The 23,758-nt window shown below is 39.0% G+C and carries 20 protein-coding genes; 2 read left to right on the forward strand and 18 right to left on the reverse strand.

What is annotated here, in order from left to right:
- Positions 1 to 7: 7 nt before the first annotated feature.
- Together FEE95_RS20355 and FEE95_RS20360 are read right to left on the reverse strand one after the other, a co-directional pair.
- Entirely contained in the window at positions 8 to 1,147 is a 1,140-nt protein-coding gene (locus tag FEE95_RS20355; RefSeq protein WP_138659871.1) for a mandelate racemase/muconate lactonizing enzyme family protein, read from the reverse strand.
- A 150-nt stretch (positions 1,148 to 1,297) separates the two neighbouring features.
- Positions 1,298 to 2,185 (reverse strand): AraC family transcriptional regulator, encoded by an 888-nt coding sequence (locus tag FEE95_RS20360; protein ID WP_138659872.1) that lies wholly within the window; start codon positions 2,183 to 2,185, stop codon positions 1,298 to 1,300.
- A 199-nt stretch (positions 2,186 to 2,384) separates the two neighbouring features.
- Here FEE95_RS20360 and FEE95_RS20365 point away from each other — a divergent pair, with 199 nt between their 5' ends.
- Complete coding sequence (locus tag FEE95_RS20365) at positions 2,385 to 3,938, forward strand: alpha-L-fucosidase (protein WP_138659873.1); 1,554 nt, start codon at positions 2,385 to 2,387, stop codon at positions 3,936 to 3,938.
- Positions 3,939 to 3,956: 18 nt separating this feature from the next.
- Here the strand turns inward: FEE95_RS20365 and FEE95_RS20370 are convergent, their stop codons facing one another.
- The 16 genes from FEE95_RS20370 to FEE95_RS20445 all read right to left on the reverse strand — a co-directional run bounded on the left by FEE95_RS20370 (position 3,957) and on the right by FEE95_RS20445 (position 22,938).
- The gene (locus FEE95_RS20370) at positions 3,957 to 5,612 is read right to left on the reverse strand and encodes a sulfatase (RefSeq protein ID WP_138659874.1); all 1,656 of its coding nucleotides are present in this window, start codon (positions 5,610 to 5,612) and stop codon (positions 3,957 to 3,959) included.
- Between the two features lie 3 nt (positions 5,613 to 5,615).
- On the reverse strand, positions 5,616 to 7,049 hold the full coding sequence (locus tag FEE95_RS20375; protein WP_138659875.1) for a family 16 glycosylhydrolase: 1,434 nt from the start codon (positions 7,047 to 7,049) through the stop codon (positions 5,616 to 5,618).
- A gap of 1 nt (position 7,050) precedes the next feature.
- Positions 7,051 to 8,622: an MFS transporter gene (locus FEE95_RS20380; RefSeq protein ID WP_138659876.1), complete on the reverse strand. Its 1,572-nt coding sequence runs from the start codon at positions 8,620 to 8,622 to the stop codon at positions 7,051 to 7,053.
- 97 nt (positions 8,623 to 8,719) lie between these two features.
- Positions 8,720 to 10,810: a glycoside hydrolase family 127 protein gene (locus FEE95_RS20385; RefSeq protein ID WP_138659877.1), complete on the reverse strand. Its 2,091-nt coding sequence runs from the start codon at positions 10,808 to 10,810 to the stop codon at positions 8,720 to 8,722.
- An 8-nt stretch (positions 10,811 to 10,818) separates the two neighbouring features.
- Entirely contained in the window at positions 10,819 to 12,237 is a 1,419-nt protein-coding gene (locus FEE95_RS20390; protein WP_138659878.1) for a sulfatase, read from the reverse strand.
- Between the two features lie 137 nt (positions 12,238 to 12,374).
- Positions 12,375 to 13,655 (reverse strand): glycoside hydrolase family 117 protein, encoded by a 1,281-nt coding sequence (locus FEE95_RS20395; RefSeq protein ID WP_138659879.1) that lies wholly within the window; start codon positions 13,653 to 13,655, stop codon positions 12,375 to 12,377.
- Positions 13,656 to 13,677: 22 nt separating this feature from the next.
- Positions 13,678 to 14,955 carry a glycoside hydrolase family 117 protein gene (locus tag FEE95_RS20400; protein WP_212748464.1) on the reverse strand — a complete coding sequence of 426 codons (1,278 nt, stop codon included), beginning with the start codon at positions 14,953 to 14,955 and terminating at the stop codon, positions 13,678 to 13,680.
- Positions 14,956 to 14,974: 19 nt separating this feature from the next.
- The gene (locus FEE95_RS20405) at positions 14,975 to 16,060 is read right to left on the reverse strand and encodes a hypothetical protein (protein WP_138659880.1); all 1,086 of its coding nucleotides are present in this window, start codon (positions 16,058 to 16,060) and stop codon (positions 14,975 to 14,977) included.
- Entirely contained in the window at positions 16,057 to 17,847 is a 1,791-nt protein-coding gene (locus FEE95_RS20410) for an FAD-dependent oxidoreductase (protein WP_138659881.1), read from the reverse strand. The genes FEE95_RS20405 and FEE95_RS20410 overlap by 4 nt, the downstream gene beginning before the upstream one ends.
- A gap of 415 nt (positions 17,848 to 18,262) precedes the next feature.
- Positions 18,263 to 18,574: a site-specific integrase gene (locus FEE95_RS22390; RefSeq protein ID WP_238474626.1), complete on the reverse strand. Its 312-nt coding sequence runs from the start codon at positions 18,572 to 18,574 to the stop codon at positions 18,263 to 18,265.
- Positions 18,575 to 18,616: 42 nt separating this feature from the next.
- Positions 18,617 to 18,895, reverse strand: coding sequence for an Arm DNA-binding domain-containing protein (locus tag FEE95_RS22395; RefSeq protein WP_238474627.1), 279 nt, complete (start codon positions 18,893 to 18,895; stop codon positions 18,617 to 18,619).
- A 701-nt stretch (positions 18,896 to 19,596) separates the two neighbouring features.
- Positions 19,597 to 20,166, reverse strand: a complete 570-nt coding sequence (locus FEE95_RS20420) for a BfmA/BtgA family mobilization protein (protein WP_138659882.1) — start codon at positions 20,164 to 20,166, stop codon at positions 19,597 to 19,599.
- Between the two features lie 381 nt (positions 20,167 to 20,547).
- Positions 20,548 to 20,766: a hypothetical protein gene (locus FEE95_RS20425; protein ID WP_138659883.1), complete on the reverse strand. Its 219-nt coding sequence runs from the start codon at positions 20,764 to 20,766 to the stop codon at positions 20,548 to 20,550.
- A gap of 12 nt (positions 20,767 to 20,778) precedes the next feature.
- Positions 20,779 to 21,228 carry a JAB domain-containing protein gene (locus FEE95_RS20430; RefSeq protein WP_138659884.1) on the reverse strand — a complete coding sequence of 150 codons (450 nt, stop codon included), beginning with the start codon at positions 21,226 to 21,228 and terminating at the stop codon, positions 20,779 to 20,781.
- 86 nt (positions 21,229 to 21,314) lie between these two features.
- Positions 21,315 to 21,668 (reverse strand): single-stranded DNA-binding protein, encoded by a 354-nt coding sequence (locus FEE95_RS20435; protein ID WP_138659885.1) that lies wholly within the window; start codon positions 21,666 to 21,668, stop codon positions 21,315 to 21,317.
- A gap of 613 nt (positions 21,669 to 22,281) precedes the next feature.
- A complete protein-coding gene (locus FEE95_RS20445; RefSeq protein WP_138659887.1) occupies positions 22,282 to 22,938 on the reverse strand; it encodes a class I SAM-dependent methyltransferase in 657 nt (218 codons plus the stop codon).
- A 332-nt stretch (positions 22,939 to 23,270) separates the two neighbouring features.
- Here FEE95_RS20445 and FEE95_RS20450 point away from each other — a divergent pair, with 332 nt between their 5' ends.
- Positions 23,271 to 23,699 (forward strand): HYC_CC_PP family protein, encoded by a 429-nt coding sequence (locus tag FEE95_RS20450; protein ID WP_138659888.1) that lies wholly within the window; start codon positions 23,271 to 23,273, stop codon positions 23,697 to 23,699.
- Positions 23,700 to 23,758 lie beyond the last annotated feature (59 nt).

Here is a 23,758-nt window from a genome sequence, read left to right on the forward strand (position 1 = left end):
CTTTCAGTTAAATCATGATTTCGGTTGAATAGTGGCGTACAATAGCTTCATCCACCTCAAAACCCAAGCCCGGAAGTTGTGGTACGTCAATATAACCGTTTTTCATCTGTATCTCGGGTGCAGTTAGTGCCTCTCTAATGCCATTTTCAGTTCGGTCGTATTCGATATACATATCTGGAGGGTAAACTCTTCCCGGAATGGGTTCTAAATTGGCAATAAAATGAAGTGCTGCATGGAAAGCAATTCCTGTTCCCCAAACATGAGGAATAACTTCAACACCCCGCGTACTCGCTAAGGTAGCGATTCGTTTAGCTTCCGTCAAGCCGCCAGCACTGCAAATATCCACCTGTAAAATATCTACAGAGTCATTTTGTAACAATTGCTGAAATCCGTATCGTAAATATTCACATTCACCTCCTGCAATAGGAATGCTTGTTTTTCCTCTTAATTCACGATAGTGGTGGTAAAACTCTGGAGAAACAGGTTCCTCAAACCATCCAATATCGCAGGCTTCAACCTTTCTTGCCAATTCTGCGGCCTCACGCAAGGAATAGGCATGATTTGAATCAATCATCAACTTGATTTCATTGCCAATAGCCTTTCGAACGGCTTTAACGATAGCAACATCTTTCTCAACCGAAAGACCAACCTTCATTTTGATGGCCTTAAAACCCCGATCAACATAATTTTTGGCCTCCTGGACGAGTTTTTCGATAAGGTTTTCACCCTTAGAAAAATATAATCCAGTTGCATAGGGAACCACTTTTTTACGATGTTGTCCCCCCATGAGAACACTAACAGGCAAATTCAAGGCTTTCCCCTTTAAATCCCATAGGGCAACATCAACAGCACTTATTGAAGCTGCCAATACCCCTCGACGCGCATAATCAAGGGTTTTTCGGTACATATCAAACCAAAGTGTTTCCTGTTCTATAGGGTTCTTCCCAATTAATAGGGGGGCTATTGATTTTATCCCTGCCTGTATTACGTCCGCAGGACCATAACCTTCTCCCCAGCCAACTAGTCCGTCATCGGTACTCACCTTTACAATACATATACGCCTTTCACTATACTCCCATTGTGAAAAGAAAAAGCTTTCCTGGAGCTTATCAGACAAGACAAATGTCTCTACTTTATTAATTTTCATACGATTAACGGTTGGTTTATACTACCTAAATGGAATTTTAAATTTAGGAAAGGTAGTACAAAAAAATAGGTGGTAATTATCTAGGTTTGACCTTATTTTAACCAAGAATCGCAAGGCATAAAGAATTGGATTGGGGATTATTGACATAAATCAAGAAACAAGTTCAATATTTTGTTGCCTGAAGCTACTATATCTATCTCTAAAACTACTCGGAGAAGTGTCTTTAAAATTTTTGAAAGTCCTATTGAAATTCGTCAAAGAAGAAAAACCGACATCGTAACATATCTGTTTGATGGGTGCCTCCCCATTTATTAAAAGTTGACAGGCCTTACTGATTCTAACTTCATTGAGAAAAAGGGAAAAGGTTTTATTCGTACGTGTTTTAAAAAATCTACAAAACGCAGGCGGGGTCATAGCAGCAATTTTTGATATTTCCTCGAGGGAAATATTCTGTGAATAATTTGCCGAAATATAATTGATAACCTTATGTAATCGATTTTCACCAGCCAGTTCTTTTGGAATAGAAAAATTTGGGCCTGATAATATCTTATGGTCCCGGCTTTTTGATAAGGTTTGTAAAATACCTAAAAAAGAAATCAACTTCTCAGAAGAGGAAGCAGTACTCAGCTTTAATAATGAATCATGCACCAAAGCCTGAGTCTTTCCTGAAAATAGAATTCCTTGATTTGACTCTTTTAGGAGTGCTTTTATGTGCGTAAGTTCAGGCAAAGAAAAAAGGTCAATTCCACCAAGAATTTTTGGAAATTTTACTACTATAAAATCCACAACTTCATCATCGGTTACATCCTCATCATTGCGCCATAAATGGGGTAGCCATTCACCTACAAGAACTAATTCGCCTTTTTGAAAATTGGAAATATGGTCACCTACAATACGCATACCGTGACCTTTCAAAAAGTAAATCAATTCAAACTCTTTATGAAAATGCCAATCACCACCAACATAGGGCCTATGCACTCTTCTGGCTACAATTGAGCTGAGTGAATCTTGTTCTGAAGATTTAAACTGGAGTTTCATCGACTAGTAAGCTAGTGAAAAAAAATAGTTACCCCAAATGTCATCTTTTATGACAAATAATAAAGTATTAGGAAATATGGGCCTTTACATAAATTGAAGTAAAGGTTTATTCGAGATGTTCAGCTTATGTCTAGTTGAATGTTGTATTATATTTCAAGAATTCAAGTACTTTACCAATGCTAACCAATTTCTTTACAAAATGACTTTGATTGAAAAAATTCTCATTTGCTTATTGGGAGGATTTTTACTTCTTTCCTGCGGTTCAAAGAGTAAAAAAATGGACGTAGAGGAATCTGTAAAAGATACCTTGACAGTTTATGAGCCAAATTGGGAATCCATCAAAAAAAATTACAAAGACCCTGAATGGTTCAACGACCAAAAATTCGGGATTTTTATCCATTGGGGGGCGTACTCGGTTCCAGCATATGGTTCTGAATGGTACCCAAGACGTATGTATATGGATACCGCAACATTTTCGGCCCAATTGAAACATCAAAAAGACGGCCCTAATGAAACTTATTTATATCATAAAAAGAAATATGGCGATCAAAAGAAATTCGGATATAAAGATTTTATTCCGATGTTCAAGGCCGAAAAATTTGACCCTGTAGAATGGATTTCATTGTTCAAAAAGTCAGGTGCGCGATACGTTGTACCCGTGGCCGATCATCATGATGGCTTTGCCATGTTCGCCTCTAAGACCAGTAGGTGGAACGTGGCCAATATGGGACCTAAACGAGATGTTTTAGGCGAGCTATTTGAAGAAGGCCATAAACAAGGGTTGATTATGGGAGCCTCATCGCATTATGCGTTTAATTGGTCCTTCTACAATAAAAAAGATCATTTTGATACAGTAGACCCGGAATATGCCGATTTGTACTCAAAAAAAGGTAAAGATTTAACGGAGCCCGTTTCTGAAGAATTTAAGCAACTATGGTGGGATAGAACAACAGACCTTATCGATAACTACAAGCCTGAAATTTTATGGTTCGATTTTTATTTGGACATTCCTGATTTTGAGGAGTACCGACCAAAAATAGCGGCCTATTATTATAATAAGGGATTGGAATGGGGAAAAGAAGTTGTCATTAATGATAAGAACCTCTATCATGAAGCATTTCCTGAAGGAACCGTTATTTACGATCTTGAGCGCGGAAAACTTCCGGGCATTCGACAGTTGTCTTGGCAGACCGATACATCCATTGGAAAAAAATCATGGGGGTATGTGACCAATGAGGAGGCAAAAACGCCGAACTCACTTGTAGATGACTTGGTTGATATTGTCTCAAAGAATGGAAATCTATTATTGAATGTAGGTCCAAAACCTGACGGAACCATTCCCGAAGACCAAAAAGAAACGCTTTTGAAAATAGGAGCGTGGCTTGATACCAATGGTGAGGCAATCTATAATTCAGAGTACTGGAAAACTTTTGGTGAAGGTCCAACTGAGGAAGAAGGTGGCTATATGTCTGAACACTCAAAAAAAGGTGACTTCACGGCCAAAGACATTCGCTTTACAAAAAGAGGTGACAAACTCTATGCGATTATGCTGGACTGGCCTTCCGATGGAAAAATAAATATTAAATCTTTGGCAAAAGATAGCGAATTTGCGGAAGGCTTGATTATAAAATCAGTAAGATTACTTGGTAGCGATAACAAGTTAAGTTTCAACCAAACGGAAACTGGACTAATGGTTACCGAACTTGGGGAAAAAGTGGGGGAATTTGCCCACGCACTGGAAATAAGTCTATAGAAAAGATTTGCGTTAAATTTAAGATTTTATTTTGGCAAGGTTCCCTCGCCATCCGGCCTGCAACTGTGCTTTTAATTCAGCTACCAATTCAGGATGTTTGTCAGCAATATTTTTGGTTTCGGCAGGATCTGTTTGATGGTCGTATAATTCCACATCAATAGGTTCAGCATCGGGATTTGTTCTATCCTTCCAAGCTACAAAACGATAGCGTTCGGTGCGCATGGAGTAGCCCATCAATCTATTCTCGAACAGGTCTATATCCCATTTTTCACCTTGTTGTTTTATAATTCTGCCTTCTACCTCTTCGATCAACGGACCAAAATAGGTCTCACGCATTTCTGCGGTTAACGGATTTGCGGCCCATTCGCGAAGTGCTGGACTTGGAAACTGGCTGAAAACAGCTTTCTTCCATGCTTTATCGGGATTCCCAAGCAAAGGCACAAAACTCTGACCTTCTAAGTGTTCTGGAAGTTCTAAGCCTACCAATTCCGTTAACGTAGGATACATGTCAACTAATTCTACCAAAGCATCGGTCTTTTTTCCTCTACTTCCTTTGGGCATATCAGGTGTCCAGATGAGCAAAGGAACTCGAGTAGCAATCTCATAATTCGTTGCTTTTCCCCAAACGCCCATATCGCCTAAGTGCCAACCATGGTCACCCCATAATATGATAATGGTGTTTTCGCGAACACCTGCTTCTTCTAGCGCTCCAATCATATTACCAATTTGAGCATCGACATAACTTACAGACGCCAAATAAGCATGCTTCAGGGTTTTAGCCAACTCTCCTTCAATAGGTCCAGTTTTAGGAATACCATGGCGTACGCGCAACTCAAAAGAAGCATGCAACCCCATTGCAGCTCCATCTTCTGGCGCATTGGTCTGTTCAGACATAGGTATTTTTTCTCTATCGTATAAATCCCAATACTTCTTAGGAGCATTCCAATCCAAATGTGGTAAGCGAAATCCTAAACCAAGAAAGAATGGTTTATTGTCTTTTTCAATCATATCTTTCATGGTTGCAATCGCCAATTCGGTATGATAACCGTCAATGTATTCGTGGTCTTCTATATCAGCCATTTCATAAGCTGGACCCCGACCTAAGGCATAATGGTCGACACTATTGTTGTATTTAGCACGAACATTCGCTTGATTCTTTTTATAGATTTCTTGATTCTCTTTTGTGGCATATGCGCCAGGATAATTGGGTCTTTTAAATTTGACCTTATCTACTGCAGGTTTTCGGCTCCATGATAAAGTTGTGTCTGTAAACTTTCCATGGTAAATTTTGCCGGCATAAACGGTCTCATACCCATTGTTTTTGAAGTGCTGCGGAAGTGTAATGATATCAGGGTTTTTATCCCGGAAATAGGTGTAGTTTTCAAAAACACCAATCGTTTCTGGTCGTGCACCGGTCATTAAACTGGCTCTTGAAGGACTGCATATCGCTTGCTGACAGTAGGCATTGTTGAATAGGAGTCCCTGACTTGCCAACTTATCGATATTTGGGGTTATAGCAATTTTAGAACTATAAGCCCCCAATTCAGGACGTAGATCATCCACAGCTATAAAAAGTACGTTGGGTTTTTTCTTGGAGGCTTCCACAACCGCCTTTTCTTCTTTGCATCCTGTTAGGGAAATCAAAACAAGAAATAATATCCAGGATAGCTTCATGGGTTATTTATTTATGGGTGTTATGACGATATCATCCAAATAGAACTTCGCAGCTTTTATCTCGGGAACATCTTCTTTACGAACCTCAATTTTAAATTGGTCATCAATTTTGGAGGCTGCTGTTTTCGAAATCTTTTTGTCGATACTAATCCACTTCCGGCGTTCCAATCCGGTTAAGTCGATTGGAATTTCTTGCTTGGGATTCTCAAAAGATAGATATAGCTTCCTTACCGCTCTACCTTGAGCAAGCCAGACTTTTAAAGACAAATTGTATTCCCCTTCAGGAATATTTACTGCACTTTTGGGAGATAGGGCCACAACTTTTTCAGTCTCCAATTTTTCGTTTTTACCAAAGCCAGAAAATTCAAGACTGTTCACTCCGGAATAATAATCACCTTCGTTGATTCTAAAATATTTTGAGGATAGGCTATCGATTTCCCAGAACTTTTGATAATCATTTGGAACCGAACTTTCAGGAACCATTTTCAATGGTCTCGGATTTTTCTCAAACAAAATGGGCCCTTCAAAATCGAAAAACTGTCTTGCCAAAAGATTATCATTTGGTTTTTGCCAAACCCTAAGGTATTCGATTTCAAAATCTACAGGGAGTTCTTTTTTATCGGGTAAACCCAACCATTTAAAAATTTCTGAATCCAACCAAATTTCCATGGGATTATTTAAAACCCAATCCGTGCCAAGTTCATCTTGTGTGACTTCATCAATCAATTTTCCATCCCTATACAATTTCAGATAATCTTCGCCCCATTCAGCACCATACACATGAAAATCATCAGCTACTCGAAAAGGCAATTTGTTGTTTTTGGTTGTATAGGCCCAAGTAGGTCTTTCGGCCGGAGGGCTCCAGTCATGAATGGTGGATTTTGAACCGGTATCGGTAATATCTCCATCTTTTACCTTTGGGTTACCCATTTGCTCAAAAATATCCAACTCCTGTTCATAGCCTATTCCCCAAAAGGCGGCGGTAATGGCTGCGTTTCCAGCTTTGGATTTCACCTCCATATATCCATTCAGAAAGCGTTTCTTGGTAATTACCCCTGCAGTGGTTACCGGTAGAGGCTTTCCTTCAAAAATTCCGTAGGCATCATTATTACCTCCATCGGCATAATTTTCGTTGGCAAACTTATAGTCAGGCTCCCATTTGGTTCTGAGCTTTAACTTGCCGTTCTCAACAATTACATTATGAGGAACAAATTGAGATGGCGGACGGCCTTTCCAGATATAATAATCACCATTTTCACCTTCTATAAACCATTTGTTTCGGTCCAATTCCTTTCCTTCAAATTCATCACTGACTTCTTCATTTAAAATCCATCCACCTTCATTGTTTGGGTCTGAAGCCGGAAATACATTTTTCGATTGTTGCGCAACACATCCGGATATTATAAAGATCAAAACCAGAACTACTAAATTTTTCATTTCATTTCTTTTTGGGTGCTAAGGCCAGTTGCACTTCTTCTATGGTCAAATTTTTGGTTTCCTTTAAATAGATAAATAGAATAATGAGTCCGATCGCTACAGTAGAGGCATAAAAAAGTAAGGTTGCGCCGATGCCTAAATTTTCTAATTGCCACGGGAAAAAGGTTTGTACAAATGAACTTGTAATACTGGTAAGAAACACAAAAACAGGAATGGCAATTCCCCGATTGGAAATGGGAAATATTTCTGAAAACAAAACCCACATCACAGGTCCAATAGTGGATTGAAATGCAGCGATAAAACTTAAAATTCCAATTAAAATTAAAAGGCCGTTAATGTTGGCTGCTTTTTGAATGAGGGCACTCGAATATTTTTTTGCGTCGTCACCTCCCAATGTTTCGGACAAAGCTTCTTTGAATTCAATATCACTTTCGTAAGATTTGTCAACCAATACATCTAAACGTTCGGAATTTGGCAGTTCCGTCAATTCCGAAACATTTTCCTTTGATAGGGAATAAGTGGCACTATTAAATCCGTAGAAACAGATTCCCAGACTAATGATAATCCATAGCATTCCGCCAAGTATCATTGGGCGCCGACCAATTTTATCAACAACAAGCAGGCCTAAGACCGTAAAAATTACGCTAATTACTCCTATCCAAATGGCTTGCGAAAAAGCTGCATCCGTACCCATGCCCAATTGCTCAAAAACGGTTGGGGCATAGAAAAGTATCGCATTGATTCCCGTAGCCTGTTGCGCAATGGCCAAGGTAGCCGCAATTATAAAAGTAATGCGCATGGGTTTACTGAAAATTTCTTTGAATTGTTCCCAATCGGATTGCTCACCTCCTGTGGTTTGCAAAGATTCCTGCATTTCTGTAATCTGGTTGGTGACTTCGTTTTCTGGTATTACCTTTCTCAGGGTGTCTTTCGCTTCCCCTATTTTTTCCTTTAAAACCAACCATACGGGACTTCTGGGTATGATAATTAATAGAACAAACCAGAGTAGGGCAAAAATAATTTCAGAGCCTAACATCCAACGCCAGGTGTTTGTATCGATGCCCAAAGTGCTGACCCATTCAGCACCTGAATTGGCCCAATTCTGTATCATATAATTGATAAAATATGCAGCCGAAAGACCCACAACAATGTTGATTTGAATCATTGAAACAAGCTTACCACGCCATTTAGGTGGCGCAATTTCACCGATGTACATTGAGGCCATAGAGATAGAACTAAAAGCCAATCCACCTAAAAACCGCGCTGATATAAAAGTCCAGTAATTAGGTGCAAATGCCGAACCGATTGCAGAAATCAAATACACGGCAGCTGAAATTTGCAAGGCTCTTTTTCTACCAATTTTGTTGACTGCGTAACCAACAAACAGCAATGCCAATAACACACCCCAGGCAGCCGCACCTACGGCGGCACCCAGTTGTAGTTCATTAAGTGAGAATTCTTCGGTCAGATAGTTGGTTGTACCGGAAATCAATGCTGCATCAATGCCAAAAACAAAACCACCCATGGCCACAATAGTTGCATAGGTATATGAATTCTTTTTGTAATTGGCCATTTTTTATTTGATTTTGTCTCCTTTTACAGAATTGTTGGGCTTGGTTTTTTTGGTTTGGGTTTTACAACCCTAAAGTCCCCTCAAGGGGACAATTCTTTCAGTTCCAAATGATAGGCATGAATACAGTCATTTCTCCTTGCCCACGATTGCTCCAGGTGTAATAAGGAATCAATTGTGTGGCATAGGTTTCCATTTTGGGTTTACTTACTTCATTGTACATTCCGTTAAGTTCATCCTTACGAATCAATAAATCGGTTTCAATGGTTGTAACTCCTCCTAAAACATCGGTTTTGTGAACTGATTTTAATTCTTTGCTACTGGAAATATAAACATCAGTTATATCTGTTCCCTTGGGAAGGTCAGTAGATTCTAACGCATAAACCACAGGGCCTCTTTTGACCGCAACTTGATTTCGTACTTCCTCAATTCGTGGATGCCCTTCAATGAATTTGGCTTCCATTGGCATGTTCAAGGAAATGATATCACCAGTGGACCATTCTCGCTCTATTTTCGCAAAACTTCCCGGAGCAATTGTTTCGATTGATTGATCATTCACTTTTAAGGTGCTTCCTTTTGCCCAGGCAGGAATTCTCAATAACATCTCAAAAGGTTCTGACTTAGATTCTTCAACAGTAATTTCCACAGCCCCGTCCCATGGATAATTGCTTTTTTGTGATAGTTTAATGGAAGAACCATCCATTAGAGTCGTTTCCAATTTATTTCCTCCATATAGGTTTACGGCAAGGCCGTTTTCCGTTTTGCTGTAGGCCCAAGCAGGGGATTTAGCAATAGTTCTAACCAAGTTGGGTGGACAACAAAAACATTTCAAATAGGGTTGCCGCTCCGGAAATTCTACATTCATCTTCTCATAATCCAGTGCCCCATCAATTTTTCGTAAAGGATTGGAATAGTAATAATCCTCCCCTCCAAGACCAATACCAGATAGTCCACTGTTGTGCAGAATCAGTTCCATAATATCACCATGTTTGGAATCACCCGTCAAGGTCAACATGCGATAATTGAACATCGAATTACAAATATTCGCACAGGTTTCATTGTAGGCCGTCATATTCGGCATCATATATTCGTCAATAAAACCTTCCTCTATTTTATCCAAACGAGAAGACCTGCCGTAATGTGTTTGACCTACAGCCCCAGTGACGTACATTTTTTTGTTGGTCACATTATCCCAAAGTCTATCGAGGGCATCTATTAGCGCTTTTTCACCCGTTTCTGCATAGACATCAGCTGCTCCTGCATAGTAATAAAGTGCTAACACTGCATGACCTACGGCTTCGGTTTCCTCACGAAGCGGCACCCGTTCTTGTACCATATCGCCAATAGGATAACCCTTTGTAGCAGTGGTGTCGTTGATTTCATAAGTACCTCTAAGATTGATGAATTGTTCAGCAAGTTCCAAATAACGCTTGTCTTGAACTGTACGGTAGAGTTCCACAAGGCCCATAATTTGGGTTTGATTAAATCCGAAGCGTTCCAGTTCAGGAGTAATCGGTACAAAAAGGTCATAGAGATAATCGGCATGTTTGATGGCAATGTCCAAGAAATTGGTCTTTCCCGTAACCCGATGATGTATGCAGGCACTTGTCAGCAAATGCCCGCTATTGTACAATTCGTGATATCTCCTGTTGGAAAAAGGCTCCAAGTCATCTCGTATAATTATTGGAGTTGAGAGATATCCATTTTCCTGCTGAGCTTGGCTAATAATTTGGATGATCTCGTCCATTTCATGAACGATTTTTTCGTTTTTATTTACAGCATAAATGTACATGCTGGCTTCCATCCATTTGTAGAAATCTCCATCATGCCACCACCAGCCTTTATGTTCGCCCTCTTTGAGACCGGCAGCGATTTTGAAGTTATTCAATCCATGGCCTATATCTCCTTTCAACAAGCTTCCCATATAGGGCACCATTGTTTCTTCGGCCTGTTTCCACTTTTGGGCCCAAAAGCCTTCCGTCCATTGGCAGTCACCGATATCGATACTTTTCAACTTTACATTTGGACTGTTGGTATTGTTTATAATGCCTCGGGCGTTGTCTTTAATCATGGCAATGGATTTGCTTTTTTTCGGTTTCTGGAATTTATCTTTGGAATCTCCGCAGGATGCAATTAGAACTACAGCGCAAATAACTTGAATGCTCAATCTTAAAGTTTTTCCAACTGTCATATCCTGATTTACTGGGTGTTTTTTTTAGGCCAAAAATTATCCATTCGTTCAACATCACGCCATTCATATTCCTTTTTCAATAACCATCTTGGGCGCTCCAAAGTGGCTTCCCAAGCAAATAACTCCTTATACATTTGAAGGTAACGTTCGGGTTCTTGGTCGGCCAGATTGTTCAATTCACGTTCATCTTCCGGCAAATAAAACAATTCGGCTGGCCTATCCGGGAAGCGAATGAATTTCCAGTCGCCTTTTCTTATAACGGCACGCGCATCTCTTTTCCAGAAGAGTGTTTGATGGGGACGCTCTGTTTTTACTCCATTGATATAAGGAAGCAAATCGACTCCATCAATATCTTTCAATTCAGTATTGTTACCACCAGCGGCCGAGTAAAAAGTAGGAAGTAAATCAAAAGTGCTGATTGGAAAATCATAGACCGTGTTTGGTTTTAATTTTCCTGGCCATTTCATTAGAAACGGAACGCGTAGACCTCCCTCTAAATGTGTCGCTTTAATTCCGCTTAAGGGAAGGTTACTTGATGCATTTGCGTCCGTTGGACCGCCATTGTCATTGGTAAAAACAACTAGCGTATTATCAGCAATACCCAACTCCTTAAGTTTGTCCAGCACTTTACCTACTGCCCGATCTAATGCCAACCCCATTGCTGCCACAATCTTCCGCTTGCCAGTCAACTTTGGGAATTTCGCCAAATCTTCTGGAAGGGCATCCATAGGGGTATGTACAGCGTTGAAGGAAAGAAAGGCAAAAAAGGGTTTGTTCGCCTTGGTATTTCTTTCTATAAAATCTAAGGACGCATTGGCAATAGCATCCGTTAGATATTCTTTCGACTCTTCAAAGTTGCCAAATCCTCGCTCCATTTTATTTAATGGTTCCGCTGGTCCTTCGGTGTATTCAAAATAGCTTCTAGCGCCACCACGAAAACCATAAAACACATCAAATCCTCTTTTGGTAGGATGAAATCTATCTGCCCCGCCCAAATGCCATTTGCCATAAACAGCAGTGGCATACCCCTGTTTTTTCAGGTAATCAGCCATGGTTACTTCTTCTACTGGAAGCCCCATTTCAGCTCCATCGGCAGCAGAAACTTCGCTCATATAGGTCGGGACATTGTTTTCTTCATATCCAAAACGGTACTGCGATTTTCCTGTAATCAGTCCTGCTCTTGAGGGACCGCAAGTTGGATGCGTCACATAGGCTTGGGTAAACCGGACCCCTTGCGAAGCGAGCTTATCCAAGTTGGGAGTTATCATTTCCTTGCTTCCTTGGAAACCGAAATCTGCGTAACCGGCGTCGTCTGCGAATAGCAAAATGATATTGGGTTGCTTTTTTGTTTCTGAAGTATTTTGTTGCTGTGCAGAACATCCCAGTGGGATATAGCATGTGAATACTATAAGGAGTAGTTTTTTCATTGCAAGTGGTCTCTAGTTAATCAAATATAGTTTTTATGTCTGCGTACAGATTTGCATCATTTATCATCTGCTAGCTTTATTTTAACCCGCAACGTATGTTCGTGAATATTTAAGGTTAACATTCGTATTCTATGCGGTTATTCTGAACGATTCTTGATTCTATCTGCTTTTTGCTTTTCACTTAACCCTTGTCTGAAATAAACACCAGGAGCATGATTTACACGATGTTGTTTCATTTCTGGGTCATCAATATCTAAGCTGAGGTCACAGTCAAAACGCACCAATTTGGAACTAAACTTATCCCAATCGCCTGTTACATTTATGAAATGCGCCAATCCCCAAGTAATGCCCCGCCCATCTTTGGTATTTGTAAAAGCATCAGGTACATGCGGTGCTGCGGCATAGGGCATGAGTTCGGTAATGGAGGCAATTTCAAAATTTACCCAATCTTCAGCATACTGCACCGTGTTATGTTCTGGGCCATCTTTATAGACCAATGCGGCGACCCCTTTTTTAAACGGAAAAAGTGATGTTTCATGCCCTGAGGTAATAACCGGATTCAAGGGATGTTTGGTAAACGGCCCCAGTGGATTATCGGCAATTGCCAAGCCTTGCATGCGAACAAGTTCAGGCCTGTCATCAAAATCGGATTTATAATAGATATAGATTTTTCCATCATGTACCAAGGGATACGGGTCGTGAATGGAATTCATGTCCCATTCTCCTTTTGCTCCATTCGGGATGACTATTTTATTCGCTGCAGTCCATGGCCCGTCAGGAGAATCGGCATACGAAACCGCAACCGGACAATCATCCCCGCCATTTTTTCCAGAGGCCACTGAAAATGCTTGATAGTATAAATAGTATTTTCCCTTCCATTCTAAAATGTCGGTTGTTGTAACCGACCTATGGCCAACATTGGGTGCGGGTGGTCTTGGTATGGCAACTCCCTGTTCTTTCCAGGTAAAACCATCTTCCGAAGTTGCGTAATAAATATCCGCTAAATCCCAATCTGATGAAGGAATGGTATCGCTCGACTTTGCAGCATTCGGAATTCCCACAGGTGGTACAGGAGTTTCACGATGCGTATACCACACATAGTATTTGCCGTTGTAGAAAATGGTTTTGGAAGGGTCCCGACGCGAAATAGTGCCATCATGATTATTGTAATCAAATCCCTCAAGCTCGGTATATTTAAATTGACTGAACAATTCATTGTTCTGGGGTCTTGGAGAACTGTAATCAGTGTAGATACGTTCCATTGCCGAGCTCATTGCTCTATTCGGTTTTTCCTCTGGTAGGTGAAAAGGAAATCCGTTTTGGTTCTTAACGACTTCTTGTTCCGAACTATTTTTCTCTTGTTTACAGGAAAAAAGAACCACTGAGAATAAAAAAAGTAACGCAATTGAATCTTTCATGGGACAGATTTTAAATGAATGGCTATTTTTCGGTATTATTCTTCTCTTGATCGAATCCCTGTTGAAAAAAAACATCCGGTTTATGCCAGACCGTACTTTTTTTAAATACTTGGGGATTGTCGTATTCCAAACTCAAATCACAGTCAAAGCGCGCAATTATCGAATGTTGTTCGCCCGCTTCGCCAGCATTGACAAAATGACACAGTCCCCAAGTGAAACCTTTTCCGTAATTGGTATTTGTAAATGCATCGGTAAGATAAGGTGCTGCAGCGGTTGGTGTTAATGAAAGACTGGAAGCAATTCTAAAATTGACACCATCTTCTGAATATTGCATGGTTTCTCGTTCGTTTCCATCTCTAATCGTCAAAGCAGCTACTCCTTCTTTAAAAGGAAAATATGTGGTTTCATGCCCTGAGGTCATTACTGGATTTAATGGATGTTTCTCAAATGGCCCCAATGGGTCGTCCCCAATAACCAATCCATGCCCAACGGCATATTGGTCCCTGATATCGGGCCATTTATTGAAAGCTGCTTTGTAGTACATATAGATTTTTCCTTTGAAGACAATAGGATGTGGATCATGGGTAGCATCTTGATCCCATTCCCCTTTTTTACCAAAAGGAATGACTTCTGATGCGCCATGTGTCCATGGCCCGTCAGGAGAATCGGCATAGGAAACGGAAACAGGGCACCAATCGCCACGAAGCCCGCTTGGTTCACTAAATGCCTGATAGTAGAGATAGTATTTTCCCTTCCAAATCAAGATGTCCGGAGTCGCAACTGAACGCCATCCAGAATTTGGTTTTTTAGGTCTGGCAACGGCTATGTCTTGTTCTTCCCAAGTAATTCCATCTTCACTGGTAGCATACCAGATATCACATAGGTCCCAATCTGTTGACGGAATTTCATCGGTAGTCTTGCTAGCATTCCGTGCCCCGATTGGTGGAACAGTGGTTTGCCGTTTTGTATAATAGATATAGTATTTTCCATCGACCTTGATTGGTCTTGAAGGGTCACGTCTTGTAACGGTTCCATCGCCATTATTATAATCAAAACCTTTTAGCCGGGTATATTTGAATTGGGAAAAAAGCTCGTTGTCGTGTATGCCTTTGCCCGGATAACCGAACATCCGTTCCGTGGCAGCACTCATTGGAATATTGGGTTTCTCGTCCGGCGTTTTATGTGGAAAAACTGCAGTTGTTTTTTCCACTGAAACTGGTTCAGATTTGGTTTCCGGTTCCCCACAAGAAAATAGTAGAAAGACGATGGGAATATGCAATACGAATCTAAAAATTTTCATTCTTGGTCGGTTTAAGTTCTCACTTTAAATCTTCTAGAAATTCCTGGGCCAAATAGGCGTAGGTCTGATTTTCGGACTTTGAAAATTCTAGAATGTTGTTAAGAGTTTGGGCATTCAATACCTCGCTATTGGATAAGTGGGTCAAAAAGGCCTTAATTTGATTCTTGCTCATAACACCCAATTTTTCCGAAAGCACTTCAAGTACATAATTAGGTGCCTCATCCAAATATTTCATCATCTGGCTTTTACTGCTGGCATCCACCACGTCAAAAGCTTCCCAAAATGGACGTTGCAATTTGGGTGCATCTTTAAACTTTGTGGTCAATCGTTTGGTAATAATACTTCGGACAAGAGGCGTACTGGTTCTAAACACATCGGCCAGTTGTTTATAATGTTCTTTGTAATCTAACCTATCCATTTTTCCCATCGCAAAAATCTGATACTCCGGATTGATGCTATACAGCATATCCAAGATCATTTGCCTATCCAAAATCGATAAGGAATGTGTTTTCAATTGTTCTTGAATATCTCCATGAACCAAGTGCCATGCAGTATAGCAAGAATAGAGCGCTCCTGAAACCACTGATTCCTTTACCCTTGCAATAGTGGCCCCTGAAACGGCGTCAACTCCATTTACCGTTCTCATTTTGGGTTTTTCAACTAGTTGGTCAATGCGTCTTCGGCCCATTAAGTTTTTATCGTCTGCCAACAGCCTGTGCAGTTTTTGATAATCTGCTTCCCCAAATTCGTCATGGTCATGTTTGGTCAACGGCATCGTCGGATACCGGTCAAAACCTGCATACTCTCCCAGGAGCGTCCAATAGAATTTGATGTTCATCAACTTACATTCACCATCTGCGCAAACCGGGGTAGTGATTTCTGAAGTATATAAGACCGGGACTTTCCTTTCGTTGACCAGTGCGAGAATCTCTTGTTTATTAGTAGAATCCACTTCTATAAAAAATTCGGTGGGCTGGGGAGTCAATTGTGTTCCTTCCTTCCAGCTCAAAACAAAATATTCCGGAGGATTATCCATAGGAACTTCTACAGTTCTATTACCCATTAACAGAATCCCAATTAGTACAATAAATAATAGTTTTCTCATTTTTTTGACTCTGGAATTTTTTTGAATTTCTGATTCTCTATCAAGGCCAAATACTCATCCAAATAGCCGGTATAGATTTCTCTTGGATTCACATCATATTTTTTACATAAGGCAGCTGCGAAACCCACGGCAGCTCCCATTTGTCCAGTAGTTCGCATTACCCTTGGCCCACCAAGCCCGGCATGGGAACAACTGAAATTTCTCCCTGCCATAAATAGATTTGATATGTTTTTGGAATACAAACTGCGATAGGGTATATAATATTCCGGGGTTTTATAAAACAAAGCTTCGGAAATGAAATCGGGATTCTCCTCATCTTCCAAAACGGTTTGGTAATGTATATCCACATCGCGAATTTCGATAACCACTCCATCAGGGAATTTGCGTCCTTCCTTGGCATCGTTGAACGTAAAAATATGGTCACCGACCAGTCTTCTCGATTCTCTTTTTCCAACTAAGGAAGAAACCCATTCCAATTTTCTGTTGGCATTTGTTGGATCTTTTTTGGCATTTGCAAACGATCCATAAATGGCGCGTAACATATGATCACGAATATCTTCGGCATCATCAATTTGGTTATGGTCCGGACTACTGAATTCCCATTGCCATTCTCCGGCAACCCGTGCATACTTTCTTGCAACGGGCATGGCCCAAGAGACTTCGGGGAAAGTATGTTTAGTATTTGTTTCTTTCGACCCCCATAAAACTGAAGAACCCATCACCGCATCGTCTGGTTCTGAAGGTGTCCACAATTCGCCATGTTCTTCCCAAACTTCTCCGTATTCTTCAGAACTTTCACGACCATAATTGAATTCCGCCCCCGCCCAGTATCCAATCCATCCGTCTCCTGTAGAGTCAACAAATCTTGGTGCTTCAAATCGAATTCGTTCACCAGTCGAAGTATGTCTCGCATCTACATATTGAATGCTATTATTTTCAGCTTTTGCATCATAGGCCCTATGATTTAAAAACAAATCGATATTCTCATAACTTTTGACATTATCATCGCGCTTTTTCTGGTCCAATTTAGCTTCGGCACTTCCGTTCGGATAATGCTCCGTATCGATTTTTTTTAGGATGCGTTCAAAATTTCCATAGATACCCAAGGTATGCACCCGAATCTCCTCGCTGGCATTTCCACCTAAAACCGGTCGGTCATGAATCAAAGCGACTTTGAGTCCTTCTTCTGCCGCTGCAATAGATGCGGCACAACCTGCAAGTCCACCACCTACAACTACTAAATCATAGGATTTTGTAATCGGTGGAGCATTTGGTTCGGACTTGGTCTTCTTTCGCCATTCAGCCAACTTTTTGGTAGAAGAGGGAGGTTCTTCTTTTTTAGTTGAAAAATAGATAGCATCGCATCGTCCGTCGAATCCGGTCAAATCGACCAGTTCCATATCAATTTCTTTTTCGGACACCTTTATTTTATCGACATATTCCCAGCCCCAGCCTGAACGCTGACCTAAGATCTTTTTTAAAGGTTTTCCATCGATTTTTAGTTGAAATCTACCTGGAGCCTCCCAATCTCCGGGCACCCAATTTTTAGTGCGGACCCAAACATGATATTCTCCGTCAGATTCAAATCTGACCTTAGTAATAGCATTTTTAACCGGTTCTCCAATTCCGTGTGCCAATAAGTAGGGAGACCCCATTTGTTGTTCGAATTGTGGGTCTACGGTCCATCCCCCAGGGTTGTCAAAACTTTCAGCCTCGACTAAAACATCTTGTGCATAGGAACCGGAATGGATAAGAAATAAAAATATTAGGGTAAGCACATTTTTCATATTCAAGGAAATAATAGTGTTTCTTATTTAACTGCTGATCATCTTTCAGCGTTGGTGATGGTGCCATCATTATTTTTAAAAATAAGCTACTATACGTTTCAAGAACTAGCACTTATTATCAAGTAGTAATATTATTTTAACTTCATTTACCAAAATGATAAAATACGCCTTAAGTAACTAATCAGACCTTTAACCATTTCATGCTTATTTGGTTTTACATCATTATAAATAAAGTACATTAAATATAAGAAATGGTAATTTTAATATTGGGATTATCAACTAGACAAGATATGTACAACAAAACTTAGAATAGCCTTGGTGGAACTACCGTAAGATATTAATATTTCTCCCGAAGCTTATCCATATCCTCTTTTAATTTCTGGTCGATAACTTTAGCATAAATCTGAGTGGTCTTTTAAGATTGATGCCCCAGCATTTTGCTAATCGATTCAATTGGTATTCCATTATCAAGGGTTACAGTGGTTGCGAAAGTATGTCTAGCCAAGTGGAAGGTCAGATGCTTTGCTATATTGCATGCGTCTGCTATTTCTTTTAAGTAGGCATTTGTTCTTTGATTACTAATTACAGGTAAGAGCAAGCCATTTTGTGCAGTAATAGGATGATCTGCATATTTTAATATGATTTCTTCTGCAGCAGGAAGTAGGGAAATGGTACTTCGAGAATCAGTTTTTGAACGATTAATTTTTATCCTTCGAGTTCCATTCATTTTCAAAACGACATGGTTTTGAGATAACTTTTGGACATCCCTCTAGGTCAATCCCGTAAAGCAACAAAACAAAAATGTCCCGAAGCTGTTCCAACCTCTTGATTCCAAATCATCAATGTAGCGGTTTAAATCAATTCCTTTTTGACTCGAACCCTTGTCTCTACCTTTTATGGAATTCCAGTTTTCAGGCTTAATTTTACGTTTTATACTAAATTCAGAGCGATTGCCATTTACGGTTATTCGTATGTATATCGGAGCTTTACCGCGATTATTTAATCTGCCTGTTCTTAGGTAACTTAAGATTGCAAATGAATTGGACACTATAATTGTTTGTTTTTCATTTTTTTTACCATTTTAAGTTGATAAAAATATTTCCGTAATAATCTGATATACAATTTTTAAACACCCTTCTGGTGTCCATTTTTATGGATTTAATAAGTGCGCACCGAATAGCGCTCCAAATTGGATGATTTTCAATGATATCAAATGGATGAAGAAAAAAGAAAAGCCTATAAATCAATGATTTAAAGGCTTTTTGAATATTTTATGAAGTCTAAAAGTGACCTGGCTGGGGCTCGAACCTCAGTTGTAATCATTTGATATTCAAAAAGTTAAAATCAGTATTTTTAAAGTGCGCACCGAATAGCGCACCTGTTTGTATTTATATATTTAATGAACTTATATCTATTCAAATGTCGGTAAATTCTATTCGAAAGTCAAGAACTAGTATGTAATCGTAATTACTTATTCAAAATTTATATTTAAACGAGAGTAAAAAACACGGAAAATTACCTTTGTTTTATTGAAAGGAGTAAAAACTACCTCTATTGATTTTAGTTGTGAATTAGGAACATTAAGTTTTGATTCAGGTTTATTGGGAAAAACTAATCTTCTTTCCAATGAATAAATTTTCCTGTTTCTGGGGTTCCAGCATTTTCCCCACTTCGAAATAAACGACATAATCCGCTGCACAATTCGAATAACATTTCCCTGATTTCTGTGGTGTGATCACTATGAACTTATCATGAATCTTTTAAGCCCCTTTTGAAACGTGCTACCTCTTCCCTTGTAATTTCGATTTTCAGATAATCCTTTCCAAAGCGGTTCTTCACTAGTTCGATTTTATCCAAAAGGTATTTCATTCGATCTTGGGTTTCTTCCAATTTTTGATTGGCTCGATGGTATTTCATTTTTAACTTCACGGCCTTTATCCTTATGGTTTCCATAGAATCGGAATCGGTTTTTTTCGGCTCAAATATCTTGGGTACATATCTTTTATAATCCTCTTGAAAAAGTGACTTCAACATCATTTCAATGTTCATTAACGGAATATTTAGAGACTTTTCAATAGCCTTCGAAATTGCGATTCCCGCCTCTATGCGCTTACGATTTTTATCTTGACCGGCTATGATATCCTTTCCAAAACGTTGGTGGGGCGAGTAGTTGTGCCATTCAAAAAAGTCCATCATTGCCGTCAAGGTTTCGGCATGGGAACGTGCCACTTTTTTTGAGAATACCCGAAACCGAAGGGCAACGGCGAAACGGATACTAATGGCCGAATACGGATACTTATATTTTCTCTTTTCTTTCATTTTTACAGTAAATTTTTTAATGTTTTCAGGGGTTTCGGAGCTTTTTACAGTAAAATATCCTATCTATTGATTTATTAAAAACTATCGCACTACCTCATAAAACACTCATTTTCAAGGTATTGAAAATAGAATCAAATATCATAACACCGCTTTAGCGTGTTGTCCTCTTGCTATTCCTTTTTCCCCCGCAGGGGAAAAAATAAATACCTTTACTTCAAGGTAAAGGCTCTCGTTTCTAAAGTTGAAAAAGGCATCCATTTTAAGAAGGTTAAAGCTATTTTTTTATGGATTCAATATGAATTATTGAGAAGTGTTGCATTTTCTAAAATAGAAAAGGGCAACTTTTTGAAAGTCGCCCCATGCATTCAAAATCTTCTTGCTTTAAATAGTGAACATGAATTGGTAATTATAAAGGTTCTTAATAGCTTCCTCTTCCAAAATTTCTTGATAGTCCAAATGATTTTCTTGGGCATATATTTTCATTTCAGAACCGAATTTTATTTCAACTTCTATCTTGGATTGCTCCATCAATTTTTCCTGTGTATCTCCGTCCAGATTATTGAAATTTAGACGAAACGGTATATCTATATTAATATCCATACGATTTGAATTTTAAAGTATTCCCTCATCGGCAAAACTGTAATAGTCGCCATTGGGTACAATTAGAATGTGATCGAGTACTTTGATGTCTAAAAGCTGTGCAGCGTTCTTGATTTTTTTCGTAATCTGTCTATCCGCTTCGCTTGCTTTTAGTGTTCCACTTGGGTGGTTGTGTGTCAAGATAATCGCTACGGAAAGGGTTTTTAGGACAACCGCAAATAGGATTCTCAAATCTACAAGCGTTCCTGTTATTCCCCCTTGTGAAATTTGATAGATTCCTTTGACCTTATTGTTATTATTCAATAAAACTATTTTGAACGATTCATGTAAGCTAATAGTACTTTTATCCCAATGCTCAAAAAGAAGTTCCGCAGCATCTTTCGAGGAATTTATCTTGCGCCAAAATGGTGCGGTTATGCGTTCTTTGTAACTGACTTTAATTTCATTAACTTGTGATTTCATTGCTTTTGATTTAAACGTTATTAGTAATGAAAAAGAGGGCAGTACTTTTCCGAGAATGCCCTCTTTGTTTTTCTACAATCCACTGTTTAAGCTGCTTTGTTTTCAGACTTAGAACCCAATAACAATACTTCACTAACAATCACTTCCGTGATGTATCGCTTTTCGCCTTCTTTGGTTTCATAACTGCGAGAAGTTAATTTTCCTTCGATGGCAATTTGCTTGCCTTTGACGGCATACTTTTCTACAATCTCGGCAGTCTTGCCCCAAGCCACCATATTATGCCAGTCTGTACTTAGAACTTTCTCGCCTTTGGCGTTTTTGTAGTTCTCATTGGTGGCCAATGAAAAACGGATTACTTTTTTACCGCTTTCCAAAACGGTCATTTCGGGATTGTTCCCCACGTTGCCAATCAATTGGACTTTGTTTCTAAGATTACTCATAATTGAAAATATTTAGAATGAATTAATAGACCTGCCCGAACTTTTCGAACAGCATTTAATAGCGATTTACTTATTACACCTAGAGCGTTTTCCTTTTTGTTATTTTTTAACTTTTGTTCCGATTCATTTTTGAGGATTTGATATGATTTCATGATTTCCGGTTTTGATTTACTTCCCACAGAGCCGTCGCTGTTACCTTTTTTTGTTGCTTACTCAGTTACAATATTCAGGCTTGCTAAGACGTATAAAAAAGAGACCCCACTTTTGGTGGGGTCCTGGCTTTATGCCGTTGTGCAAGAATGGATGTTGTTTTTTCGCTGTCAAAAAAAGGTAGCAGTGGCGGTTCGGGTAGTAGGTCGAAAGCTTTGAAGTTGTGAAATTTTAAATCCTTTTGAATCTGAACAAAACGCTATATTTCAAATTCAGGTAGAATAGAATTTCAATACGTTTTAATCTGGTAATGATGGACCGATAAAACTAGTTGTATGTCAAGTAAATAGTTACACAATAAGGTTAAAAGTATTCTCCAAGGATTAAGAATCCTATCCTAATACTGTTAAATCCGTTTCTATTTTCATGATTATTAATAGAACAGTTTTCATTTAGTTGAGAATCAAACATCCTTTGGCTTTAATTCCAAGCCTGTATACAGCTTTAGTATTGAAGAACCATATTTTGGGTAGGTCAGTTCTTGTTTTATCTCAAAGTGTTTCAATAACATTGGCATAACAATTTCACGCCTATCCTCAAAATCCTTTTTAGCACTTTTCCCTGTCAACAGGTTAAAACCAAAATCAAGAATTGGTGATTTTCCTGGTGTTACCAGCATAAAACTGCCGTTTGGCCTTAGAGTTCTTTTTACTTCCAAACATACTGCCTCTAAATCAGAAACAAATTCTAAAGCGCTAACTGCTACAATACTATCAAATGAATTGTCTTCCCATATCATCTTTTCCGCTCCACCAGAAACGAGTTCCGCTTTTACATTATATTCAAGGAGCTTTTCTGCCACTTCATTATGTTTGTCATGAATATCAATTCCATAAATATTATGGGCGTGTTTTGCTAGTTCAGGTAAAAAAACTCCACTTCCATATCCGATTTCAAGCAAATGTCCCTTACTCTTTTTAGCGAGCATTCTAATAATTAGGCGAAACCTTGCCTTCATAATAATTCCCAGGAATGGTTTGAAATTCCAATCACCATGATCGACATCACCTGTTTTTATCAAATATTTTTTGGGAAGTAAATTTAATTTGGTCGAACGCATTTCTTTAAAGAGATTTAGTCAAAACGAGGCGTTCAATTGAAGGGGGGGCAATCCAAAGATATTTTAAATAATAATGTTTTGCTAATTAGACTTGGCAAAAGAAGACAATTTTACTTTTGTCGAAAAAAAATAACGATTTGACTGATTTCAAAGGAGAATATTAGTCCCACAAAAAATCTACAAGAATTAACTCTATAATTATAATATTCAAAACTTGAATATTAAAAATATTTTAAAGTGCTCGTATTCAACGCGTTAATAATAATGAGAAATAAAATAATTTTAGTTAAAAAAACCAGATAATCGAATTATTTACTAATTTTGTTTAACGAATGAAAGAAACGCTACATAAAATAACTTCCACTTTAATGGCATTAATCGTGCTATTATCCACAATGTCTTTCTCTGTGGATATGCATTACTGTGGTGGTCATTTGGTAGATTTCAGCATGTTCGATAAGGTAGATACTTGCATGATGAAAGCAGAAAAGTCGAAAGACTCTAGTTCCTGTGAAGTTATGGAAATGGAGAACGAGACAAGCTGTTGTTCTGATATAGAAGTTACAATAGAGGGTCAAGATGATTTAAAAATCTCATTCGACAACCTTACTTTTGAACAGCAACAATTTGTTTTTTCTTTTGCTTATTCCTTTATAAATCTCTTTGATGCGGTAGAAGAAAATATAACTCCGTTTAGAGACTATGTCCCGCCTCCACTATTACGGGATGTTCAAGTTCTTGACCAGACTTTCCTTATTTGATTTTTAGACAGTATTAAGTGCGCCCTGCGATAGCAATCGTTTAGGGCTCAATTTGTTGT

Origin of the sequence: Maribacter algarum (ex Zhang et al. 2020) (genome assembly GCF_005885635.1) — a bacterium.
Taxonomy (GTDB): Bacteria; Bacteroidota; Bacteroidia; order Flavobacteriales; family Flavobacteriaceae; genus Maribacter_C; species Maribacter_C algarum.

Excerpts from the sequence above, each read along its gene's own strand:
- FEE95_RS20355 (WP_138659871.1), bottom strand. The coding sequence starts at position 1,147 with ATGAAAATTAATAAAGTAGAGACATTTGTCTTGTCTGATAAGCTCCAG.
- FEE95_RS20360 (WP_138659872.1), bottom strand. The coding sequence starts at position 2,185 with ATGAAACTCCAGTTTAAATCTTCAGAACAAGATTCACTCAGCTCAATT.
- FEE95_RS20365 (WP_138659873.1), top strand. The coding sequence starts at position 2,385 with ATGACTTTGATTGAAAAAATTCTCATTTGCTTATTGGGAGGATTTTTA.
- FEE95_RS20370 (WP_138659874.1), bottom strand. The coding sequence starts at position 5,612 with ATGAAGCTATCCTGGATATTATTTCTTGTTTTGATTTCCCTAACAGGA.
- FEE95_RS20375 (WP_138659875.1), bottom strand. The coding sequence starts at position 7,049 with ATGAAAAATTTAGTAGTTCTGGTTTTGATCTTTATAATATCCGGATGT.
- FEE95_RS20380 (WP_138659876.1), bottom strand. The coding sequence starts at position 8,622 with ATGGCCAATTACAAAAAGAATTCATATACCTATGCAACTATTGTGGCC.
- FEE95_RS20385 (WP_138659877.1), bottom strand. The coding sequence starts at position 10,810 with ATGACAGTTGGAAAAACTTTAAGATTGAGCATTCAAGTTATTTGCGCT.
- FEE95_RS20390 (WP_138659878.1), bottom strand. The coding sequence starts at position 12,237 with ATGAAAAAACTACTCCTTATAGTATTCACATGCTATATCCCACTGGGA.
- FEE95_RS20395 (WP_138659879.1), bottom strand. The coding sequence starts at position 13,655 with ATGAAAGATTCAATTGCGTTACTTTTTTTATTCTCAGTGGTTCTTTTT.
- FEE95_RS20400 (WP_212748464.1), bottom strand. The coding sequence starts at position 14,955 with ATGAAAATTTTTAGATTCGTATTGCATATTCCCATCGTCTTTCTACTA.
- FEE95_RS20405 (WP_138659880.1), bottom strand. The coding sequence starts at position 16,060 with ATGAGAAAACTATTATTTATTGTACTAATTGGGATTCTGTTAATGGGT.
- FEE95_RS20410 (WP_138659881.1), bottom strand. The coding sequence starts at position 17,847 with ATGAAAAATGTGCTTACCCTAATATTTTTATTTCTTATCCATTCCGGT.
- FEE95_RS22390 (WP_238474626.1), bottom strand. The coding sequence starts at position 18,574 with ATGAATGGAACTCGAAGGATAAAAATTAATCGTTCAAAAACTGATTCT.
- FEE95_RS20420 (WP_138659882.1), bottom strand. The coding sequence starts at position 20,166 with ATGAAAGAAAAGAGAAAATATAAGTATCCGTATTCGGCCATTAGTATC.
- FEE95_RS20425 (WP_138659883.1), bottom strand. The coding sequence starts at position 20,766 with ATGGATATTAATATAGATATACCGTTTCGTCTAAATTTCAATAATCTG.
- FEE95_RS20430 (WP_138659884.1), bottom strand. The coding sequence starts at position 21,228 with ATGAAATCACAAGTTAATGAAATTAAAGTCAGTTACAAAGAACGCATA.
- FEE95_RS20435 (WP_138659885.1), bottom strand. The coding sequence starts at position 21,668 with ATGAGTAATCTTAGAAACAAAGTCCAATTGATTGGCAACGTGGGGAAC.
- FEE95_RS20445 (WP_138659887.1), bottom strand. The coding sequence starts at position 22,938 with ATGCGTTCGACCAAATTAAATTTACTTCCCAAAAAATATTTGATAAAA.
- FEE95_RS20450 (WP_138659888.1), top strand. The coding sequence starts at position 23,271 with ATGAAAGAAACGCTACATAAAATAACTTCCACTTTAATGGCATTAATC.